The sequence below is a fragment of the Thalassospira sp. A40-3 genome, from assembly GCF_015871485.1.
GTDB lineage: Bacteria > Pseudomonadota > Alphaproteobacteria > Rhodospirillales > Thalassospiraceae > Thalassospira > Thalassospira tepidiphila.
The window spans coordinates 2762213-2783911 of sequence record NZ_CP065428.1 but is presented as its reverse complement, the minus strand read 5'-3'; the positions used below and the strand labels follow the sequence as shown (position 1 = coordinate 2783911).

At 53.9% G+C, this 21699-nt stretch carries 21 protein-coding genes; 10 read left to right on the top strand and 11 right to left on the bottom strand.

Annotated features, from left to right (window positions below; translation table 11 throughout):
• Position 1: 1 nt before the first annotated feature.
• The gene (gene cobD, locus IT893_RS12865) at positions 2 to 1102 is read right to left on the bottom strand and encodes a threonine-phosphate decarboxylase CobD (RefSeq protein WP_252723947.1); all 1101 of its coding nucleotides are present in this window, start codon (positions 1100 to 1102) and stop codon (positions 2 to 4) included.
• Between the two features lie 117 nt (positions 1103 to 1219).
• Between cobD and IT893_RS12860 the strand changes: the two genes are divergently transcribed.
• From IT893_RS12860 to IT893_RS12840, 5 genes are all read left to right on the top strand, one after another.
• Complete coding sequence (locus IT893_RS12860) at positions 1220 to 2113, top strand: phytanoyl-CoA dioxygenase family protein (protein WP_252723946.1); 894 nt, start codon at positions 1220 to 1222, stop codon at positions 2111 to 2113.
• 87 nt (positions 2114 to 2200) lie between these two features.
• Positions 2201 to 2542 (top strand): Hpt domain-containing protein, encoded by a 342-nt coding sequence (locus tag IT893_RS12855; protein ID WP_197145390.1) that lies wholly within the window; start codon positions 2201 to 2203, stop codon positions 2540 to 2542.
• Between the two features lie 238 nt (positions 2543 to 2780).
• Positions 2781 to 2981 (top strand): hypothetical protein, encoded by a 201-nt coding sequence (locus IT893_RS12850; RefSeq protein WP_008892081.1) that lies wholly within the window; start codon positions 2781 to 2783, stop codon positions 2979 to 2981.
• A 297-nt stretch (positions 2982 to 3278) separates the two neighbouring features.
• Positions 3279 to 4376 (top strand): ABC transporter substrate-binding protein, encoded by a 1098-nt coding sequence (locus IT893_RS12845; protein ID WP_252724139.1) that lies wholly within the window; start codon positions 3279 to 3281, stop codon positions 4374 to 4376.
• A 47-nt stretch (positions 4377 to 4423) separates the two neighbouring features.
• Positions 4424 to 5890 (top strand): GGDEF domain-containing protein, encoded by a 1467-nt coding sequence (locus IT893_RS12840; protein ID WP_197145388.1) that lies wholly within the window; start codon positions 4424 to 4426, stop codon positions 5888 to 5890.
• 56 nt (positions 5891 to 5946) lie between these two features.
• On the opposite strand, the gene rodA is transcribed toward IT893_RS12840, so the two are convergent.
• The 7 genes from rodA to IT893_RS12805 form a co-directional block, all read right to left on the bottom strand.
• Positions 5947 to 7110 carry a rod shape-determining protein RodA gene (rodA, locus tag IT893_RS12835; RefSeq protein ID WP_197145387.1) on the bottom strand — a complete coding sequence of 388 codons (1164 nt, stop codon included), beginning with the start codon at positions 7108 to 7110 and terminating at the stop codon, positions 5947 to 5949.
• 3 nt (positions 7111 to 7113) lie between these two features.
• Positions 7114 to 9030 (bottom strand): penicillin-binding protein 2, encoded by a 1917-nt coding sequence (gene mrdA / locus IT893_RS12830; RefSeq protein WP_197145386.1) that lies wholly within the window; start codon positions 9028 to 9030, stop codon positions 7114 to 7116.
• Between the two features lie 165 nt (positions 9031 to 9195).
• Positions 9196 to 9711, bottom strand: a complete 516-nt coding sequence (gene mreD / locus IT893_RS12825) for a rod shape-determining protein MreD (RefSeq protein ID WP_008892086.1) — start codon at positions 9709 to 9711, stop codon at positions 9196 to 9198.
• Positions 9708 to 10703, bottom strand: a complete 996-nt coding sequence (gene mreC / locus IT893_RS12820) for a rod shape-determining protein MreC (protein ID WP_197145385.1) — start codon at positions 10701 to 10703, stop codon at positions 9708 to 9710. The genes mreD and mreC overlap by 4 nt, the downstream gene beginning before the upstream one ends.
• A 126-nt stretch (positions 10704 to 10829) precedes the next feature.
• A complete protein-coding gene (locus IT893_RS12815) occupies positions 10830 to 11870 on the bottom strand; it encodes a rod shape-determining protein (RefSeq protein WP_008892088.1) in 1041 nt (346 codons plus the stop codon).
• Positions 11871 to 12052: 182 nt separating this feature from the next.
• Positions 12053 to 12856 carry a S9 family peptidase gene (locus tag IT893_RS12810; protein ID WP_252723945.1) on the bottom strand — a complete coding sequence of 268 codons (804 nt, stop codon included), beginning with the start codon at positions 12854 to 12856 and terminating at the stop codon, positions 12053 to 12055.
• Positions 12857 to 13092: 236 nt separating this feature from the next.
• Entirely contained in the window at positions 13093 to 14643 is a 1551-nt protein-coding gene (locus tag IT893_RS12805; protein WP_008892090.1) for a 2-isopropylmalate synthase, read from the bottom strand.
• A 630-nt stretch (positions 14644 to 15273) separates the two neighbouring features.
• Between IT893_RS12805 and IT893_RS12800 the strand changes: the two genes are divergently transcribed.
• Entirely contained in the window at positions 15274 to 15897 is a 624-nt protein-coding gene (locus IT893_RS12800; RefSeq protein ID WP_008892092.1) for a LysE family translocator, read from the top strand.
• A 130-nt stretch (positions 15898 to 16027) separates the two neighbouring features.
• Entirely contained in the window at positions 16028 to 16360 is a 333-nt protein-coding gene (locus IT893_RS12795) for a hypothetical protein (protein ID WP_008892093.1), read from the top strand.
• Between the two features lie 85 nt (positions 16361 to 16445).
• Here the strand turns inward: IT893_RS12795 and IT893_RS12790 are convergent, their stop codons facing one another.
• Both IT893_RS12790 and IT893_RS12785 read right to left on the bottom strand, forming a co-directional pair.
• The gene (locus IT893_RS12790) at positions 16446 to 17480 is read right to left on the bottom strand and encodes a hypothetical protein (RefSeq protein ID WP_063090275.1); all 1035 of its coding nucleotides are present in this window, start codon (positions 17478 to 17480) and stop codon (positions 16446 to 16448) included.
• Between the two features lie 211 nt (positions 17481 to 17691).
• Positions 17692 to 18666: a GGDEF domain-containing protein gene (locus IT893_RS12785; protein WP_232308480.1), complete on the bottom strand. Its 975-nt coding sequence runs from the start codon at positions 18664 to 18666 to the stop codon at positions 17692 to 17694.
• A gap of 622 nt (positions 18667 to 19288) precedes the next feature.
• On the opposite strand from IT893_RS12785, the gene IT893_RS12780 reads away from it, so the two are divergent.
• The 3 genes from IT893_RS12780 (at position 19289) to IT893_RS12770 (ending at position 21206) form a co-directional block, all read left to right on the top strand.
• Complete coding sequence (locus IT893_RS12780) at positions 19289 to 19987, top strand: hypothetical protein (protein ID WP_063090272.1); 699 nt, start codon at positions 19289 to 19291, stop codon at positions 19985 to 19987.
• 199 nt (positions 19988 to 20186) lie between these two features.
• Entirely contained in the window at positions 20187 to 20393 is a 207-nt protein-coding gene (locus IT893_RS12775; RefSeq protein WP_008892097.1) for a cold-shock protein, read from the top strand.
• Between the two features lie 141 nt (positions 20394 to 20534).
• The gene (locus IT893_RS12770; protein ID WP_197145384.1) at positions 20535 to 21206 is read left to right on the top strand and encodes a 5-formyltetrahydrofolate cyclo-ligase; all 672 of its coding nucleotides are present in this window, start codon (positions 20535 to 20537) and stop codon (positions 21204 to 21206) included.
• Between the two features lie 23 nt (positions 21207 to 21229).
• On the opposite strand, the gene IT893_RS12765 is transcribed toward IT893_RS12770, so the two are convergent.
• Positions 21230 to 21595, bottom strand: coding sequence for a GFA family protein (locus IT893_RS12765; protein WP_197145383.1), 366 nt, complete (start codon positions 21593 to 21595; stop codon positions 21230 to 21232).
• Between the last annotated feature and the right edge of the window lie 104 nt (positions 21596 to 21699).

The window sequence follows — 21699 nt, the reverse complement described above, 5'->3', positions numbered from 1 at the left end:
TTTACCGGTCTGCGCTGTGCCAATCTGCCATCGCGTCTTCAAGGCGTTTCCAGTCTATATCAGTTCCGGGCAGGCCAAACCGAACCTTGTGTGCATCATGATCAAATAGCCGGACCAGAATACCCCGGTGTCCAAGGTGGTCTGCCAAGGCAACGCAATCCTCGCCGTCGTAATAGCGGAAAAGATCGGTGCCGCCAAATAGAGCCAGTCTGCTGTTCTTGGTGATGAGCTCATCAAGCCGCGCTGCGTCTGCCGTCAGACGTGTTCGGCTTTGCTGCTGCCATGCCGTATCGGAAAAAGCTTGCGCGCCCACGACCATCGTCGGGCCGGGAATGGCCCATGGGCCAATGCGGCTTTCAAGATCAGTTGCAAGGTTGCAATCCATGACGGCACAGCCAAGTCGCGCCCCAGCTAGGCCGAAAAACTTGCCAAATGAACGCAACACAATGGTGTTTTGCAACTGATCAATGCGCGAACAAACCGATTGGTCCGGTTGGCAATCCATAAAGGCCTCATCGACCATAAGCCAGCAATTACGTGCATCTGCACGTTTGCCCAGCTTGAAGATATCGTCAGGGGCAAACATGGCCCCGTCCGGGTTGTTGGGATTGACCAAGATAACGACGGTTCCCGTTTCGGCAGTGCTCAGAATATCCGTGGCCTTGGCAATCCTGTCAGCCGGATCGGTTTGGTGGGTTTGGCAGTGGTACCCGGCACGTCGCCAGCACCGTTCATGTTCGCCGTATGTCGGCCCCATGACATGGACGTTTTTGGTTGCCTGATCTGCCATCCGGTCTTTCAGCCAGAACGGGATCATCTGGATCAGGGCCTGTGTGCCCGGGGCGCAAACAAGATGATCTGTCGTCGGCAGGGTGTAATACTGTTTGGCCGCTGCTTTCAGACCATCAAGCTCCGAGGTGAGTGGCAGGCGTTGCCAGTGCGCATTTTCAATATCGGGAACCGGGTAGGCTATTGGATTGATACCGGTCGATAAATCCAACCAGTCGCTTGTTGGAATGCCATATCGGTTTGCCGCCCGATCAACTGCGCCACCGTGATTGATCGGCGGCTGTTCTTTTGGCGTGATATGGCTGTTTGTCATGATGGGGCCAAGCCTGATCGAAAGTGAACTGTCTGTGGTTTGGATCAAGTTTCCGCGCTTGCCATTGCGGAAAGTGCTGCGTATCGTCCGGCCATCCTCAATACCGGACATTTTCCCATGATCACAGCCCAAAATGCCACCAACATTCAGGTATGGCAGAAGCTTAACCCGCAACTGTCGATTTCCAACGGTGTAAGTCCAGGCACCGATGTCGCGGAAATTGGTGCCGATAAAGGTGGTTTTGATGGGGGCGCGCTTTCTGAACGGTTTTGGGATGAGGGATATTTCCTGATCCACGATGTTTTGCCGGCAGGCGAGCTTGAAAAACTTCGTGGCGGGATTGAGGTGCTTGTTGCCAATGGCCTGTCACCCGCGCTGATATATCTTTACGATGAAGCTTGGGATGTGTTTCGTCGGTTACGTCCGCTTTTGACCCATTTCCTGGGCGATCGGATTGCGCTTTTGCCGCACTTCTGGGCGTGGCATGTCGGTTCCGATGTTGGTGGAAGTGGTTGGCCACCGCATCGCGATTATCAAGGGGAAAGTACGATTGGCGATGAGATGTTGATCAGCCTTTCTCTTTGGGTGCCGCTAAGCAATGCCACGCCTGAAAATGGCTGTATGCATGTTTTGCCCCGCAATTTCGAGAAAGGTTACCCGGCACCGGTTTCAGAACCGGGGGAGGTCCGCCTTCAAGACATTCGCGCCCTTCCGGCCAAGCCTGGTGCGGTAATGGGCTGGCGACAGGATCTTTATCATTGGGGGGGACGGGCAAGCCCGTATGCCAGCGAACCCAGGATCAGCCTGTCACTTGAATTTCAGAATGCCGCCTTTGATCCGCTTGCCGATCAATTGTTGGGGCTTGATCATCCTCCGGTGTTTTTGGAACGTCTGGCCTTGATTGCCAAGCAGTTTGAAAAATACCGTCATATGCAATCAATGGATGCCGAAACCCTAAAATGGGCAAATGACGTTGTGGACGCCTGTGCTACGATTAACCATATGCAGTAAAAGCCGGAATGCCCCCGACATTGGTACGGGTTGAGTGGTGTTGTGCCAGAGGTGATACTGCCGAGGGCTGCACAGAAAGGTTTGTCGATGGAATTGATTGATAACGCCCGTTTTGACGAGTTGTGCCAGGTCCTTGGCAAAGATCAGGTATTGCTGTTGGTGAATTTGCTCCCGGCCTCCTACGACGAAGAGCGCGCCGGACTGATTGAAGCCGCAACGACAAAGGACCCTGATGGTATCAAGCGGTCCGGACACGCCATCAAGGGGATGGCCAGAAACATGGCGGCGCCCGAACTTGCAGAAGCTGCATTGGCGTTTGAACGTTTCGAAGGTGATTTCGACCCTGCGCTTGATGACAAGATCAAGGAACTTGACGAGATAACACAACAGACAGTGGACGCCATGCGTGCGTTCCTGGCCGCGCCATAAGCTGTTATCTGTTGCTTCAGTGGTGTGAGTGACCCCAAAGGCAGATCAATTGGATCTGCCTTTTTCATTATTTTTGCAAGATTACTCAGTTTGTTACGCCGTTTGGCGATGAAAAATGCGTTCCGGGGAATAGAAAATCAGGCAATTCCCCCTACATGAAATCTAGAACGGATTTTCATCCACCAGCACTGTACACAGTGCCAAGACTGCTTGTGACCGTCCCAACATGGAGGCAACAGTGGCGAGCTTTAATAAAATTTCTGGGCAAACAGATCAGGAAACTTCTGCACAGCGTCTTCACGGCGCGCCAAGTTACGACAAGTGGCGTCGAGATGATCTGTATCATTTGGCCGCGCAAAAAGGCATACAGAACCGGGCCAACATGTCGAACAAGGAATTGGTCGAAGCGTTGAAGCGTACGCAATCAACCGGCGGCTGATGTTGCGTTTATTTTACCTCGATTTTGCAAAGAACCGGTTCCCATCCTGACATCAAGTTTGTATACCATCGTATATTGTAACTAACCGGTCGGGGTGGAGGGCGCCTGTTGCTTCCGCCACCGTTTGCAACTGTGGCGTGGCCCGAGCATGCACGGCGTTGCCGGTTTTAAGCGATGTATTGTAAATCGAGGTATGCCTAAGTGGGTTGTTTAGTCCGACGCTGTAGCCCGCAGCAAAAAGAGCAAGAACAGAAAATTGGTTTGAAGTCGTGCGCGGTGGTTTTGCTTTTCGTGCTTATGATTTCGTGCCTGCCACTGGCAACCACACAAGCGACGGAGCATGACGTCACTGACGTTCCAACACGCGTCGCCTTTATCAATCCGGGCTATGGGGATCGCGGTTTCTGGAAAGATGTGCGCGACACCATGCAGGCGGCTTCAGATCAGTTTGGCTATGAACTGATCGTTTTCGATAGCAACCGCGACAGCAAGATGATGATCGAAAGTGCGCAGAAGGTTTTTGCCCTTGAACCCGCGCCTGATTACATCATTGCCGTTAACGAACATCAGCAGGGAACGCGCATCGTTCTGGAAGCAGAAGAACGGGGCATCCCGGTCATCATGTTGCTCAATGACCTGACAAAAGAGCAAAAGAACGCATATGGCTATCCGGGCAGGGACTTTGATCACTGGATATTCTCCCTGACGCCGGACAACGAGCGAGCCGGTTACGACATCGCCAAGTCCTTGATAGATAGTGCACGTCTTCAAGCCGAAAATCGGCAACCAGCGCCGCTATGCCTGTTATCCATCGCCGGGGACAGCAAGACACCAGCCTCGCTTCAGCGACTGCAGGGGCTTGATCATGCGCTTAGTCGTTTTCCGCTTCTTCGCGAACAGCGTCGTCTGGTGGCAAATTGGTCATACGATGAGGCATACCGTCAGACAGAAAACTGGCTTAGACGGGGCGGGTGCGTCGATGCAATCTGGGCTGCCAATGATGATATTGCGCTGGGTGCAATTGCGGCTCTGGAGAAAGCAGGGCGGAAGCCGGGTAAGGACGTCTTTGTCGGTGGACTGAACTGGTCACCTGCGGGGTTGCGCAACGTCGCAGACGGCAAGATGACCATGACCCACGGGGGGCACTTCTTTGCTGGCGCATGGGTCATGGTATTGCTTCATGATTACATACATGGCGTTGAATTTCTTTCCCATCATCCCGAAATCTCTTTCAGGATGGAGGCGATCACACGCGAAAACATATCTCACTTTGTCGATGTCCTGGGCAGCAGGGATTGGAACAGCTTGGATTTCAAGGATTTTAGTATTGCCAATTCCCCATTCGGCACAGAGTATAACTTTGTGTTACATCCCGGCGATGGCATGCGTGAATAGCAAAAGCCATCATCCGGTAACTCTTTAGAAAGACAAGGTCGAGACGCTTGGCACGAGAACCAGACGAAAAGCATTTTGATGATCTTGCCGGGATGCGATTGGGCAGCACAATTGCGGCTCGTCAGTTAAAGTACTCTCTTTTTCTGGCCGTTGCTCTTGGCCTCGTCATCGTCGCCATTCGCGGATATCAGGATTATCTCTGGCTCGAAGGTGTCTATCAGCAGAGCAACCAGCGTATCTTTTCCTCCAGTGCACCTGTCGCGACTGAAGTCATGATCAAGCGCGACCGCGAACTGGCCAATATTATGGTGCGCGGGATGCTCAACAATCGGTCCATTGCACGCGTTATTCTTACCAACGCCGATGACGGTATCTTTTTTGAGTTAAAACGACCCGCAGGCGAAATACCGGTCTCGCGCTGGGCCGAGAAGATGTTTGGCGGGCTGCAAACCATCACAGTTCCGGTGCGCGACCCCGAACGCAAACCTGTCGCCACCATTGGCGAGATGGTGATTGAGCTTAATCCACAGGTTTATGTGAACGCCTACATGACGCGTCTTTCGTGGTCTTTCCTTGCGACCATGATTTTGGCGGCGGTGATGGCCCTTTGTTTTGCGGCAATGAGCTACTTCGTTTTCTCACGACCCGTGATACGGCTTGGAAACTATATCGTTAACGCGAACCCGACAGACGATAGTCGCCCGCTTCAGATGCCGCCGGAACATCGTCATGACGACGAAGTTCAGTTGCTTGGTTCGGTGACGGTCGGGCTTTTCGGAATGATCCGCAAGCAAGTCGGGGAATTGCGCAGAGCCCGCGACGAACTGCAGAATGCGAACATCACTTTGGAAGAGCGTGTCGCGCAGCGTACAGAAGAACTCAATTCCGCGATGCAAAAGCTTGAAGTGCTTGCGTCAACGGATCCACTGACCGGGTTGCCTAACCGCCGTGCCTTTCTGGGCAGGTTGGAAGACGCTGTTGCCGTCTGGCGGCGCAGGGATACGCCTGTATCCTTCATTCTTCTTGATATCGACCGTTTCAAGGCGCTGAACGATACCTATGGCCATCAGGCCGGTGACGCTGTTCTGGTTGCCTTGGCAGACACACTTAGAACAACACTGCGCTCCATCGATATTCCTGCGCGCATGGGCGGTGAAGAGTTCGCTGTCTTGCTGCCGGGGGAGGAGTTGCAGGGTGCGATGATCCTTGCCGAACGTTTGCGTAAGGGCCTGGAGCAGAACAGTGTCGAGTATGGCGGTAGCAAGCTTTCCTTTACCTCAAGCTTTGGGGTGTCGGGCTTGCCGTCTGCAAAGGGTTTGGCTGAGTTTGATCAGGACGTTGCCGCGCAATTTGATGTTCTGAGGAACTCGGAAAACACTGATATTCCTGGGATATTGTACTCGTTGGCGGATCACGCACTTTATGATGTCAAGGCAACCGGGCGCAACCGATGCAAGCAGGCTGACTTTAGCACGCTTTCGGAATTCAAAGATCAGCTGCCGTCTGACATTTGATTGATCGGATAGTTCCTGCGCGACGCCGGATGCATGTGCATCAGGAATGCGCGTCTTTAATTGCGGCCGTCGTCATTGCCCTGCCGGGAAATCCGGATGTCGCGGTGGATTGATACGCTCATCAAAAGCCCGAAACTGACCAGAATGGTCATCATCACCGTGCCGCCATAAGACACAAGCGGCAACGGTACGCCAACCACCGGGATCAGCCCCATTACCATGGCGATGTTGATAAAGACATAAAGGAAGAAGGTCGAGGTCACACCGATGGCGACAAGGCGCCCAAACTGGTTCTGACAGCGCAGGGCGATGACATAGCCATAGGTGATCACCAGCGCATAAAGGCCCAGCAACGCCATGCCGCCGACCAAGCCGAATTCTTCGCCCAGCATGGTGAAGATAAAGTCGGTCTGTTTTTCCGGCAAGAAGTTCAGATGGCTTTGCGAACCCAACATGAACCCTTTGCCAAACAGCCCGCCAGACCCAAGCGCGATCTTTGATTGCGTAATGTGATAGCCCGCACCCAGCGGGTCATTTTCCGGGTTCAGGAAGGTCAGAACGCGGTTCTTTTGATACTCGCGCAGGAACTGCCAGCCAATCGGAATGGCCGCAAGTGCCGTGCCGAGAACAAGCGCGAACTTCCAGATGCGCACCCCAGCCAGCCAGAAAATCACACCACCCCCGGCAATCAGAAGCAACGTGGTGCCAAGGTCAGGTTGGCGTAATACGAGGGCAGAGGGCGCAAGAACCATCAATATCGGCGGAACCAAAAGCGGGATACGACCGACATCCTCGGTCGTCAAACCATGGAAATAGCGTGCAAGTGCAAGAACCAAAGAGATTTTCATCAGTTCGGACGGCTGCAACTGGAAGAAACCCAGATTGATCCAGCGTTGTGCACCCATACCGATATCGCCCTTGATTTCGACCGCTACCAGTAAAATGAGCGCAACAAAATACGAGAAATAGGCAAGCTTCAGCCAGACACGTATATCGGTTACTGCAATAATGATCATCAGTGCCGCACCCACGGCAAAACGCATCATCTGGCGTTCGGCCCAGGGTTGCAGTGATCCGTTGGCCGCTGAATAGAGCATGGCAAAGCCGATGCCAGACAGTGCTGCGATCAAAAGAACAAGCGTCCAGTTCAGCAATAACAACCGGCGGCCGATCGGCACATAATCCGGGTCTTCACCAATGCGAAATCTGCTTCCTGCCATGGCTTAACCCTCGTCCTGATCGGTGTGGGCCGGATTGCGCCGGAGATTTGCACTATTGGGCTGGTCGGCGGCCGAGATACCCTGACGCGCAGATTGCAGTTCCTGCGCTTTTAGCAGCAGGTCACGAACAATCGGGCCCGCAACACTCGAACCACCGCCGCCATGTTCGACGACCACAGAGCAGGCGTAACGCGGGTTATCGACCGGCGCAAAGGCAACAAACAGGGCGTGGTCACGGTATTTCCACGGCAAGTCATTGTTATCGAGCACCCCGGTTGTCTGGCGTTCACGCATGGTGATGCGGCGAACCTGACTGGTACCACTTTTGCCAGCCATTTCCATGCCCTTGATCGCGATCCGTGCGCCATGGCCTGTGCCACGCAATTCGTTGGTCACGCCGTTCATCGCATCACGAATTCGGGCCAGGTTGGCGCGGCTGACCTGAAGTTCCGGGAATTCTTCGGCCTGGCGGCTGGTGACACCTTCGGGGGTGACGTTGTCACGCGTCAGGTGCGGGCGCACGGCTTTTCCAGAGGCCAGACGGGCCGTCATCGTGCAAAGTTGCAAAGGCGTTGTCAGAACGTAACCCTGCCCGATAGAAGCAATCAGCGTTTCGCCGCCCTGCCAGCGTTTGCCAAGCTGGATTTCCTTCCAGTCCTTGGTCGGGATAAGGCCGCTACGTTCGTTGGGAAGGTCAATGCCGGTATCTTCGCCAAGGCCCAGCTTGTTTGCCATGGCCGCAATGCGGTCGATCCCGATTTTCTGGGAAATTTCATAGTAATAGACGTCACAGGAATGCTTGATTGAGTCATGCATGTTCATCCAGCCATGACCGCCGCGTTTCCAGCAGTGGAAACGTGCATTCCCAAGATCAAGATGCCCGTTGCAGAAGAATTTCTGGTTGGGCGAAATAATGCCTGCTTCCAGTCCGGCAAGTGCGACGCACATCTTGAAGGTTGAACCCGGCGCATAGGTGCCGTTCACAGCCTTGTTGGAAAGCGGTGCATACGGGTTGTTGACCAGACTGTTCCAAAGCTTGTGCGAAATACCATTGGTAAAGGCATTCGGGTCATAGGCCGGATGCGACGAAAGGGCGAGTACTTCACCATTATGGATGTCCATAACCACAGCGGCCGCACTTTCCTGATCCGACAGTCGCTGATTGGTGTAGCGCTGCAATTCAAGATCAAGCGTCATGACGACAGTGTTGCCGCTGTCACCTTCTTCGCGTTCAAGTTCGCGAATAACGCGGCCCAGTGCGTTGACTTCGACCTGGCTGGTGCCGGCCGTGCCACGCAGTGCCAAGTCATAAACCTTTTCAACGCCGCTTTTGCCAATGGTAAAGCCCGGCAATTCCAAAAGCGGATCGCCTGTCAGTTCCTTTTCGGATACTGCAGCAACATAACCCAGTGTATGGGCAAGGTGCGGTCCTTCGGGATAGTCGCGCGATCGTCCGGCATCAATGATCAGTCCGGGAAGGTCGGGTGCATTGACGCCGACGCGTGCGACCTCATCCCATGTCAGGTTATCGCGCACTGTGACCGGAACAAAGGAACGCCGACGGGCTGCATCGCGTTCAACGCGCTCGATGGTGTCGGGGCCAAGCTCGATGATCTGGTCCAGGATTTCAAGCGTGCGGCGGACATCGGGGGTTTGTTCGCGCACGATCATGATGTGATAGTTCTGCCGGTTTACGGCAAGCGGTGCACCGAAACGGTCGGTGACCAGTCCACGCGGTGGCGGCAGCAGGCGGTGTGAAATGCGGTTTTCATCGGCCAGCGTCTGGTAGCGGTCGCTTTCAAGCACCTGCAGGTAGTACATCCGCGCGGCAAGACCAGTCAGCAATACACCCTTGCCCGCACCCAGCATCAGGGCGCGTCGGGTAAACAGTCTGAACCGGTCTGAGTCACGATGCCACATGGGCGTTGGATACCTGTATTTCGTCAGTAGCCGCAAGGCCGAGTGTTCAATTTCTGGCCCGTTTTATCCCGGTTGATCGGGGATTAAAACAGCCTTTCCCCATCATAGCTAGTAGCCGTTGCCAAAACATCAATATTGCGCAGTTCATCAATCGCGCATGGCAGCCTAGACATAACGCAAAAGGGTATTTTGTGCGCGCGCCAGAACCCAGGCAACAATCGGGAACAAGGCAGCCGTCAACACATAGCTGATCATGGTTGCCTTGAAGGGCAACAATGCACCGATCAGGGCCGAACTCAGCAGCCACTGAACCAAAAGTGCCGGAATGGCCACCAATGCAAAGCCCCACCACATCACGCTGAACGGCTTGTTATGGAAAAAGCGCCCCTGACTTGCCGATCCGGTCTGCACCAGCACGAGCACAAGCGAACTGACGCCAAGCGGCAAGCCCATCAACAGATCCTGCAACAGGCCCAGCAGGAAGGCTGTAACGGCCGTCAGCAGGTCAGGGCGGTTCACCGACCAGTAAAACACAGCCATCAGTGCCAGTGCCGGTGAGGCGGTTGATAACAACGGCACGCTGAGCGGCAGAAGATTAATCAGCAACAGAGCGAAAACACTGAAGGCAGGAAAAAGGCCGCGGGCAATAATGTCCAGTCGATGCCAGACGCCGGGTTTCACTGGGCTTCCCCTGCCGCGTTGGTGGAGGGGGATGTGCCGTCATTACCGGTCGGGCCTGCAGGAACAATGCCGACGCCGTCAGGCAGGTCCGGCGATACTTCAGTTATGTTTGTATCGTTGGACGGTTGGCTTTGGCGAATGCGGTCATCGCTCAGGATGCCCTGAAGGCCGTAATCAGCAACCCGCAGATATTCCAGTTGATGGCGGCGGAACATCGGAGCGACGCGAACGGCATTTTCGGAAACCGATGAGACAACCCCGATCGGAATGCCCGGTGGGAACGCACCACCATGGCCCGATGTCAAAATACGGTCACCCGGTGCAACGGCCGCATCCGCAGTCAGGAAGGTCAGGAGCGGGCGGTTGGTGTTGTCACCGGAAAGAAATGCACGGTCGCGGGAATTTTCCACAACAACCGGAACACGAGAGTTGATATCGGTGATCAGAAGAACACGTGACGCCTGATACCCCGCCTCGGCAACGCGGCCAATCAGGCCTTCGTCCGAAATCACGGCTTGCCCCTTGGCAACGCCATCGCGCGATCCGGCGGAAATCATCACACTGTGGGCATAGGCACCGCCCATATCGGCAATCACGCGGGAGGTTACCAGATGCAGGGCAGGCGGGGAGGTGTAGCTTGCCAGATCGCGAAGACGGGCATTCTCATGTGACAGATTGCGTGCGGCTTGCTGCCAGGCCAGCAATTGCTGGTTTTCGCGGCGCAGGCGCTCGTTTTCTTCGTAAAGATGGGCGAGGTTGTAAATCTTGTCGGTCAGCTCGTTGATGCTGGCCGCAGGGCGCGAAATGACGTTCATCACCGGCGACACCAGATCAGCCGACGCGGCGCGGATCCGCTCGATCAGAACAGTATCGGCCTTGCCCAGAAGCATCAGGCCAAAGGCCGATAAAATCAGCAGTATGAAAGCGAAGCGGTGAAGGGCCGTGCGTAACGGCGAAAAGATACGCTGCTGCGGACCACCATGCTGTGCCAATGTATTCCCCGCGAATTCCCAAAAGGTTGTTCTTCATCCCGTGCGGGATATTCAACCATAACGAAATCACCGAGTCGCGTCCAGTAAGGATACGACCCGGTGATGATATTCAAGGCCGCTTTTTTATCAGTATGCTGTGTGCAGGACGTTGCGCAGCATCTTTTTCTCTTCCAGCGCGCGACCGGTACCCAGTGCAACGCAGGAAAGCGGATCATCTGCAATCGAAACCGGAAGACCGGTTGCGTGGCGCAGAACGTAATCAAGGTTGCCCAGCATCGCGCCGCCACCGGTCAGGACAATACCCTTGTCCACGATGTCAGCAGCAAGTTCCGGCGGGGTCTGTTCGAGGGCGACTTTCACCGCCTCGATGATTGCCGAAACAGGCTCTGCAAGGCTTTCTGCGATCTGGCGTTCAGAAATCAGCAGTTCCTTCGGAACGCCGTTCATCAGGTCACGACCGCGGATTTCAACGGTTGCGCCATCACCGTCATCCGGTGCACAGGCAGAACCGATTTCCTTCTTGATGCGTTCGGCGGTGCTCTCGCCGACCAGAAGGTTATGAGTGCGACGGATGTAAGCAATGATCGCTTCATCCATTTTGTCACCACCGACACGTACCGAACGCGCATAGACGATACCGCCCAGCGAGAGAACGGCAACCTCGGTGGTGCCACCGCCGATATCGACAACCATGGAGCCGGTCGGTTCCGTCACCGGAAGGCCGGCACCAATGGCAGCCGCCATCGGCTCGTCAATCAGCCAGACTTTACGCGCGCCAGCACTTTCTGCACTTTCCTGAATGGCGCGGCGTTCAACTGCGGTCGAACCCGACGGTACGCAGATGATGACTTCCGGGCTGGCAAAGTTGCGACGGTTATGGACCTTGCGGATAAAGTGCTTGATCATTTCCTCGGCGATGTGGAATTCCGCAATAACGCCGTCTCGCAACGGGCGGATCGCCTGAATATACCCCGGGGTACGACCGAGCATCTGTTTGGCTTCTTCACCAACTGCAAGGACCTGTTTCTTGCCTTTTTCGTCGGTAATGGCCACCACGGATGGTTCGTTCAGAACGATGCCTCGTCCCTTAACGTAAACCAGTGTGTTCGCGGTGCCCAGATCCACCGCCATGTCGGAGGATAAAACCCCAAGAAGCTTGGAAAACATTCCTGCCCTATGCCCCGGTTAAAAGTAAAATCTCAAAAGCGAATGTACCGGCTTTGATAGCGTAAGGAATAAGCCGATGCACGAATAATCTGCTCAGGGGATTGAGGAATAATTAAGGCGCGTAATTTTCCTGAAATAAGGCATCAAAAACATGATCAGTAATATGGTCTTGGCGGAGAAATTCAATTTCGTCCTATATTTTCTGAGATGCCCATTGCAGAAAGGAAATCTGTCACCAGTGAGACTACAAGCGGACTGTTTTCTATTTGCAACGTTGTGCGAGTCGTTTGTTTTTCAATCATTTCGCTGCTTTCAACGACTTCAAACCGAACGAGTTCGCGCCCGTTGTAAAGGTCGCGATCCATACGCCATTCACACCATGCCGGTGGGTTAAATGGATCATTTTTGACAGCCACAAGCAGGCTGGGCACAAAGTTGTCCATTTCCGACATACATTGCGGTCTTAGCCCGACGAGCGCCTTAAATCGGTGTTGGTAGTGTTTGGCATGGCCATCGCGATAAATCGCTAGCTGAGCTGCGCCGGCACCATAGCCATAACCGAAGACGGCAATGTTTGCTGGCGCAATGGATTTTGCCCCGGCAAGGTAATGAAGCGCGCTGATGGCATCGAACGCCCAGTAGGACAGACCGTGTTTCGGCGTTTGAAGTTCCCCGCCACCACAGTAATCCTGCGTCGGATGGGCGTTAGGTGGTGAGATCAAAAGTACGGCGTATCCGCTTTGTCGCAGGATCTTGATCCACTTTTCGGGAAAATGGTTGTCACAGTCGGGCAGGGCGACGATGGCAGGATAAGGTGGCTTTGCGTTTCCATTGGCCGCAGCCGGTTCGAAATAAACTGCTGGAATACCTGCTTGCAGGCTTTCATCAACGCTAGGTATGGCTTTCCCGGCGGCGATCAGGCGTTGCCTCAAACCGCTTTTGGGGTAGGGCAGTGACGGTACGGTGACATGCTGACCCGACTGCATTGTCGGCGTTTGTGCGAACGCGTTTGTGGAAGTTATGACCGTGCCAACAGACAGGGCCACAGCAATCGTAACGATCAGAACATATGGAAACGCACGCAGAGCTTTGCTTGGCGGGGCCATCGGCAACTCCATTCACGGGTGCCAAATTCTATCACACCGTTGGCCATGCCACCATTCACACATAAGAAAAGGGCGGCATAGGTGCCGCCCTTTAGATGTAAACCAATAAGCCTTGCTTAGGATGCCATCGCATCCGGTGCGGTTTTCTTGCTTTTTTCGATCAGCTTGTTCACTGCCGTAACATAGGCAAGGCAGGATGCAACCACGGTATCGGTATCCGATGCGTTGCCGACAACCGTGCGATCTTCGCCGTCGAGTTTGACTGTGACCGTTCCCTGGGCATCGGTGCCCTCGGTTACGGCGTGCACCTGATAAAGCTTCAGGCGCCAGTCATGCGGATAGATCTCCTTGATCGCGTTAAAGGTCGCATCAATCGGGCCATCGCCGGTGGTCTTGGCCGTGCGGGTTTCACCGTCGACGGTCAGTTCCAGTTCCGCAGTCTGCGGGCCTTTGGAGCCACAGGTAACGGTCAGGCCAACGAACTTGATATGTTCGTTGTCGCGCATGCCGTCATCGACCAGAGCGACGATGTCGTCGTCATAGACTTCTTTTTTCTTGTCGGCCAAGTCCTTGAAGCGTGCAAACGCATCTTCAATCGCGTTGTCACCCAAATCGGTAAAGCCCAGTTCCTTGAGCTTTTCCTTGAACGCGTGACGACCAGAGTGCTTGCCCATGACCAGGCTTGATTTGTTCAAGCCAATCGATTCCGGCTTCATGATTTCATAGGTTTCGGAATTCTTCAGGAAGCCGTCCTGATGGATGCCGCTTTCATGGGCAAACGCATTGGCGCCAACGATGGCCTTGTTTGGCTGTACGACAAAGCCGGAAACAGCGGAAACCAGACGCGATGCGTTCATGATCTTGGTGGTATCAATGCCCGTGGTGAACGGGAAGGCATCGTTACGGGTGTTGATCGCCATCACGATTTCTTCGAGTGCGGCGTTACCGGCACGTTCGCCGAGGCCATTGATCGTGCATTCGATCTGACGCGCCCCTGCATTGACCGCCGAGATCGAGTTGGCAACCGCCATGCCCAAATCGTTGTGGCAGTGAACCGACAGGATCGCCTTGTCGATGTTCGGCACGCGGTTAAACAGCATGGTCATCAGTTCGGCATATTCGGTCGGCGTGGTGTATCCAACCGTATCGGGGATGTTGATGGTGGTCGCACCGGCATCAATGGCCGCTTCGACGCAACGGCACAGGAAGTCATGTTCGGTACGCGAACCGTCTTCTGCCGACCATTCAACATCGTCGGTGAACTTGCGCGCCAGTGTCACACTTTCAATCACCTTTTCCAGAACGCGTTCCGGTTCCATCTGCAATTTGTATTTCATATGCAGCGGGCTTGTGGAGATGAAGGTGTGGATACGCTTGTTCTCAGCCGGTTCCAATGCCTCTGCCGCGCGTTCGATGTCGCCCTTGGCGGCACGTGCCAGCGAACAGATGGTCGGTCCTTTGACCTGCTTGGCGATTTCATGGACGGACTGGAAGTCGCCGTTCGATGCGATGGCAAAGCCTGCTTCGATGACATCAACCTTCAGTTCCGCCAGTGCGTGCGCCACGCGCAGCTTTTCATCAAGCGTCATCGATGCACCCGGGGACTGTTCCCCATCACGCAAAGTGGTGTCGAAAATGATGACGCGATTGTCGTTTGCACTAGCCATTATCTTGTTTCCTGATCAAACGGGTCTTTGCCCGGTATGTAAATTCTGTCTGGAAGGAGTGCGGGCCGTCTGGCGCGACTTTTTCCCCTGAGCTGCGGTAAATGGATCGACAAGCTATTCGTGTGATCCGGACCGGCATGATTCGCTCAGGGGCGAGTAAGTCGTAGAGCGCCTAGCTCTGCTAGACCAAGGAGACCGGAAATTAGGTTGAGGGCAGACAGCGCAAGCGCGCGCAAAGCGGTGGCTTCGGCACGGTCGGCATATGCATCAATGTTGCAAATGTCTGCGGTCATCGGTCTTCATCAATTGGCTTTGAATGCCAGCTGTTGCTGGCGACGTCCCCAATTTCGTCGGCGGGCCCCTTCAGGTCAAGTAATTTTTGTACCTTTTGGTCTGTTTTTTGAGTGGAATTTAGCGGGGCCGGGTTTGGCATGTGCGTTTCTGTTACGATATTCGGGCCATTGTGCTGTTTTCGTGCTGTCCGACACAGCAGCCGAAATGTCATTTCGGCCATACCAAAAAGATACTGGTCGGAATTTGACTAATCGGGTAGTGATTTCGTCCCTGATGACGTCACGCCCCCAATGGTGACGGTCAGGGCGGAACGCCATCCAAGCCACAGGAACCATTATGCTGAGTTTGTCGTTGATCGGGGCCTTTATCCCCACGGCCTTCTTTGTCTCCATTACGCCGGGTATGTGCATGACACTTGCGCTGACCCTTGGCATGACAATCGGTCTGAAACGCACACTCTGGATGATGGTGGGTGAACTGATCGGTGTGGGCATTGTTGTGGTTGCCTCGGCACTAGGCGTGGCGGCGATCATGTTGCAGTATCCGGCCGTGTTCGCGGTGTTTAAGTATATCGGCGGGGCCTATCTGGCGTGGCTCGGCATTCAGTTGTGGCGTTCGCGCGGGCGCATGGCAATTTCCGGCGAAGTCGAAGGTGCCAAGACAGCAACAGCCGCCGGGCTGGCAGCACAGGGCTTTGTTACCGCGATTGCCAACCCCAAGGGCTGGGCCTTTATGATTTCCCTGCTTCCGCCATTTATCAGTTTGCAGCATCCCATCGCGCCACAGCTTTCGGTGCTGGTTGCGATCATTCTGGTGACCGAGCTGATCTGCATGACGATGTATGCCACCGGTGGGCGGTCGTTGCGTCGCTTCCTTGAAAAAAGCGGTAACGTGCGCATCCTCAACCGTGTCGCCGGAACATTGATGATCGGCGTGGGCGTCTGGTTGGCAAGTAGCTGATCTGGTGGCCGTTCGCGGCGTTTGGTCGTGCTTTGGGCATTATTTCAACGCGTTGCCTGAATTTGATGTTTGTTTTGTTGTTTCATCATAACAATATGTAATCAAACAACTGTTTTGAGGATTTCCGACCATGCGCGAGATACGCTGTATCGTTTTCGAGGACGGCGAACTGATCAAGGCAATTCTGGCCCATGGTCGACGCACCGGCAAAGCGCTTCCGCCCGGTCAGATCAGCAGCTTTGAGGTGGAACGCAAACCGGAAGTCATCGCGCGTATGACGGTTACTTCTGATGAAGGTCAAAAGCTGATTGTTCCAACCGCAGGCGCAGAACTTGCGGCTGCGATGATTGCCTATTGCATTGATCGCAAGGTCCCGGTGCCGGCAAATGCATCCAAGTCGATTGCAGTTCTGGATGACCATGTGGCGCTTAAAATCACCATGACCGGTGAAAAGGCCCGCTAAGTCAGGTCGACAAGGCAGCTTAGAAACACAAAAGGCGCGCTTGAACAGCGCGCCTTTTTTCTATTCCCTAACACGGCGGGCAGGGCTACCACTGCATCATCTTGCCTTTGAGCTTGCCCATGCGTTCGTCTTCGTTCTTGAAGCTGTGTTGTTCGGAAACACCGTCTTGCACCTTGGTCATCAGCAGCCATTGCTTGACCTTCATGAAGCGCGGGGCTAGGAACTGGTAGGTCTGTTTGACCAGATTGACAGCCTTGGGACCGCGCTCCAGTTCAAGTTCTTCCCACTGTTCGATCAGCGGTTCCCACGCGCGCAGACGTTTATAAAGGTCATCACGCTGGCTTCGGATATATTGGCGCTGCGAAGTGAAGTTACGCAGAACTGACATGATTTCGCCGGTATTGGCATCAAGTTCGTCAAACGTCGTTTCGAATTTCTTTTTGGCGTCGTCAAGCAGTCGGATGGCCTGGGTAACGGTTTCCAGAACACCTTTTTCATGTGCATAGATGCGGCGAAGGTCCTGCAACTTGCGGTCCACCATCAGGATCTTGCGATACTTCACGCGGAGCGTCTCGATATAGGACAACTCATCAGCGACCTGATGCACAAGATTGACGACTTCTTCGCGGTTTTCTTTGCCAAACCCAAGCTTTTCGGCAACTTCGTCAAAAGCCTGGTTGATCTTCTTTTTGGTGTTCGGATCCTCGGCGATCTGCATCAGTTGGTCCGGGTCGGTGATGAGTTCTTCACTCCCCGACATCCAGGTTACCAACTGCATGGTAATACGGTTATAGGCAATCGCCTTGTGATCTTCGTCAACAGCCCATGATGCTTCACCGGTCAGAACTTCAAGCGGCAGGTTGTCGCCCGGGCGCAGGACATTGACAAAGTTAAGCGACTTGTCGATCAGGCTGATCAGATCGCCATCCTTGGATTCCGGATCAATATCGAATTCACGGCAAATCGCCTTAAGCGGCAAAGACACAACCGATCCTTCTGCCATTTTCAGGACAAAAAGAGCTTCGTCTGAGATATCAGACTTCTGAAAGTGGCATTCTTCGAACGTTTTGAAAATCTTGTGTTCTAGCTCGATTTTACGTTCGCTATTGGGTGTCTTCATCTGCTTCTCCGCCCTGCAAAGCCGGTGCAACACATTACTATGTTGTACATCGCAGGTCCGATTGTTAGGTCATCGGTTCTGCTCTTTTGGCCTATTCGGACATGTGTGTTAGCTCGGTGTCTTGGTTGGATCTTGGTTCTATCGTCGAAATCTCTTTTTCAGAGATGCATTTATTGATGCCCTGATTTGGTGTTTTCCATTAGGGCCCTGTCTATTGCATCACGCAGGTGTTTCTACCTTCCTGCTTTGCCATATAAAGAGCTTTGTCCGCCCGGTCCACAAACTCCAATATATTCTCTCCAAGATTATAAGCCGTCAAGCCAATTGAAACGGTTAACTTGCCGAAATCCTTGCCGGTTTTTTTGTTTATAATATGTTGGTTTGACACGTTTTGTCTCAGCTTGTTGGCGAGTTTTGCCGCGTTCTCCAGCTCGGTATCAGGCAGGATGATCGCAAACTCTTCGCCACCATAACGGGCAACGGTGTCTGCACCCTTTGTCGAACTGACCAGCACCCGCGCCACAGCCTTCAGGACCCCGTCACCGGCACGGTGCCCGAAATTATCGTTGAACTCCTTGAAGTGATCGATATCGATCATCAAAAGCGATAATGGCGCGCCGGACTCCATCGTTGTCGTCACCGCGTCGCGCAGCGACGTGTCAAAATTCTTGCGGTTGGCAATCCCGGTCAAGGTGTCGGTCAGGGCATCCCGGCGGACAAGCTCAAGCTCGGTACGGACCCTGAGAACCTCCTTGTGATATTCCTCAAGGCTGCCGTTAAAGGAGCTGTATGTATCACGCGCCTTGCTGGATCTTTCCGACAAGCCACGGCTGACAGACCGTGCGTCCTCCAATGTGATGTCCGAGGCCTGCAACTGCTGTGATGCGACCTCGATATCGCCACAGAAAGTATCCGTCTCCCGCATGACCGACGTTACCGCCATTTCGACACGTTCGACAGCAGACTGCAGCCCCTCGACCCCTTGCTTCAGATGCTGTTGCATCGCGTGGGTGCCGAGGTACTTGTGGTAAATCCGGAAAACAGTCTCTTCATCAAGATCCTGCGTATTGCGGATCAAGACCTTGATCAACTGACTGAGTTCGGGCACCTCGTCTGTCAGGTAGCTGTAGAAAACATGGTAAACCTGTGGCGTCGGCTGCAAGTTGAGCTCGTTGACGAGCGCCATAACGTTATGCGCAATGTCGCGTGGGTTTGCGATCTTGGTTGTCGCTGTCACTTCCTGTTATCCGATCCGAATATCATATCCATTCAGTCAAGCGTGTCCCAACTTAGACCCTGCATCGCTACTAACCGATGCTCTAGGGTGCTCGTGCACATTTGGGTGCAAGATATACTTTTTATATTAGGCTTGCTCTATCATCGTCTAAAGCAAGGGGCTTTGTCACGCACTTCTACCCCTCAGACAATGACAAATTCAGACATCCCGAATAAATGGCTTTCTAATTGTCAGGTGACAACGGCGTCTTGCGCTTGACGCCCGAAAAGTCGATACTGGCATATACGACGCCGGATCGTAGAATGATCACTCTGCCTGCCATGAAAATCTGCTGATTTTATCCATTTTCAGGCTGTCTGGCCTTCTGCCCCAATTTGGCGCAAGAACTTCATTTCATCCTTCCTGACAGTGAGCGGGGCAGTCTTTCTATTACCACTATCTGGTATTCAGATCGGGCGACCTTATATGGCTATTAGTCGAATGTTGCCCGGGAACGGCTTGCGCCTGACGGCATCTGTAATAACCACTAGGGCAGGGCGTTTAATTGATCCTTGTTACCAGCAGAATAGCGATGCGAGCAGCCTTGTTTGTCGGGCTTTTTGTTGTCTGTTGTCTTGGTTTTTTTGGTGCGAACGCGGCTGACGCGGTGCGTGTTGCCAGCAATATCGTGTTTGACACCAAATGGAGCCAATATGCTCTTCCCGGTCAGCGGCGGTTCATTACCCTGCTTGGCGCGCAACAGCGTCCGGTTGCCTTTGATGTTTTTCCCTATAACCGTTTTCGCGATGCGCTTGATGCGGGGCTGACCGACTGTATTCTTGCATCCCACCCGGCACGTTTTGAGGACACCATTGCCTCAAAAAGCAAGGTTCGCTTCGAACTTCGCGTGTTCCAGCGTATCGGTGCCGATATCCGCACCCTGCCGCAGGTCGATATCGGAATTCTTGCCAATCTGCCAAGGCCGAGTCTGTCGCTGCGTGGTGAGATCGTCTGGCATGATCTCGGAAGTCTCGAGCAGGCTGTCGAGCTGCTTGCGGCCGGGCGACTGACCGGGATCATAGGTGACAGCACCAATATCCGCATGTTTGGCCGAACCGATATCATCGAGGCCGAGCTACCCCCTGTGATCACCGTCGACATCTCGCTGATCTGCCGCGATACAGAACCCTTACGGGAATTCGTTTCGGCATTTGATTCATCTATGGGTGTGTCTGGTTCCGGGCAGGTGCCGCATGGTGACCTGCGTCACATGGTCGATTACGCGTGGTAGCGAAAAAAGAACTTCATGCATGAATCCATTGCACTAAGCCGAAAATTGGGTAATTATTGAAACGATGCAGTGCATCTTTCAAGTGTGTGGTCGCTCTCTGGTTGATGGTGGTTGCGCTTTTGGTCGGTGTATGCAGGGACTGTTTTCATGCATTCCTGACTTTGGGGATGCGCATACTAAACTAAGGACGACTACGGATATGGCTACCGGAACGGTTAAGTGGTTCAATGCGACCAAGGGTTATGGCTTCATCACCCCGGACGAGGGCGGCAAAGATGCATTCGTGCACATCACCGCTGTTCAGCGTGCTGGTCTGCAGGGACTTGATGAAGGGCAGAAAATTCAGTTTGAGCTGATTGAAGGTCGCAACGGCCGCATGTCGGCAGAAGAACTCGCCATTCTCTAAATTTCTATCTGGCTTGCAGCTTTCTTTGCTGACAACCGTTAACGCGCCGGCCTTCCGGCGCGTTATGCGTTTTTGGGGCCCGCTTGGTGGTGTTGCCTGAACGCGTGACTTTTATAAAACCAGCAAACTTTCCGGGCATTCATGATCCTTGATCTTCCTGCCGCACCTGTTGGCGGTGACGCAACCACACAGTCGGAATGGCGCCACGCGGTCAGGCGGGTTTTGCTTGGCTGGCGCGCCGGACTTGATACGCAAACCCACCAAAAACTTTCCGATGAAATCCGTGGTCATTTCGCGACCTTCCTAAAGGATCGTCCCGCCGCAACAATTGGTTTTTATTGGCCGATCCAGAACGAAATTGATCTGCGTCCGGTGATCACGGCCCATGTCAAATCTGGCGGGAACGCTGCCCTTCCAGTGGTTCCAGGCAAGGATCAGGCGATGATCTTTCATGACTGGACGCCCGACACCGAAATGGTGCCGGGCTTTGCGCGGATCCCCGAGCCGGCCAATAGCAAGGAAGTCGCTGTAAATGTGCTACTGGCCCCGTTGGTCGGGTTCGACCTAGCAGGGTATCGTCTGGGATATGGCGGTGGTTTCTTTGACCGGACATTGGCGACGCTTACGCGAAAGCCGTTGGTGGTTGGGGTCGGATTTGAAGCCACCCGGCTTGATGACATTCTTCCGCATCAATATGACGTGCCTGTCGATGTGCTGATCACCGAACACGGGACGCGCTATATTGACGGGCAGGCCACAGCTGATGCGGACAAGCCCGATCAAACATCACCGCCTTGCCATTTAAGTGACTAGGCAGCGTTGCGGCGATTGATGGTTCAGTCGCGATCGTAAAGGTGTTTGACAGGAAATTCCGGCAGCCACTTTTCACGCCGGATCGTCCAGAGCTCATAGGTCGGGATGAACTGATCCGGGGCATCCATCGCGCCCAGATGAAGCTCGATCTCGTCATCGCTGCATGAAAACACCGACGATCCGCAATCAGGACAGAAATGCCGCCCCTGATAACTTTGGGTCTTTCCAGTGATCTCGACCGCCGTTTCCGGGAAAATCGCCGAGGCATGAAACAACGCCCCGTGATGCTTGCGGCAATCCATACAGTGACAGAGCCCGACCCGAAGCGGTTCACTTACTGTCTCAAAGCGGATTTTACCGCACAGGCAGCCACCAGAAACCTTTTTCATGCTACGTCCCCGTCCAAAATAGATGCCATCAATGATCAGGCACTTTAAATCGAACCTGTTCGCGCTGCAATTCAGCGACATTGCGGTTGGTCGAAAAGTGTCGT